This is a genomic window from Dietzia sp. SLG310A2-38A2 (assembly GCF_014145095.1).
Lineage (GTDB): Bacteria > Actinomycetota > Actinomycetes > Mycobacteriales > Mycobacteriaceae > Dietzia.
The window spans coordinates 3,127-3,511 of sequence record NZ_JAALDX010000547.1; the positions used below are offsets into that span (position 1 = coordinate 3,127).

The following is a 385-nucleotide window of genomic DNA, read 5'->3' on the forward strand; positions in this document are numbered from 1 at the left end:
CCCGCGGCCCCGAGCCGCCGAAGAACTCGAACTTCGCCACGTGGGCCCGTAGCCAGGCGTCTTGCTTCATGTCCAAGGTCGGTTCGACGAAGGCGTACCGGGAAAACGGCAGGCACGCCACGAAGAGATACACCCGGGTCGCCTCGCCAGTGGCCGGATCATTCAGCTGCATCGTCGGCCCCGACCAGTCCACCTCGACGGTCTGTCCGGCCCTGTGCCCGACGCGGGAGGCCAGCCCGGCGACCAGTACATGCTGCTGGTACTGCCTACAGAACCGGTCGTACCCCATCGCTGGCGAACCCGAGCCCGCGCACCGGTCGGCGTACTCCCCGTGCAGCAACTTCATTGTCACACCGCCCCGGGCCATCTCCCGATGCACCTCGGC

At 67.8% G+C, this 385-nt stretch carries 1 pseudogene; it reads right to left on the reverse strand.

The annotated features are described in order from the left end of the window. Positions 1-385 (reverse strand): annotated as a pseudogene (locus G6027_RS18355) (IS21 family transposase); the annotation flags it as partial.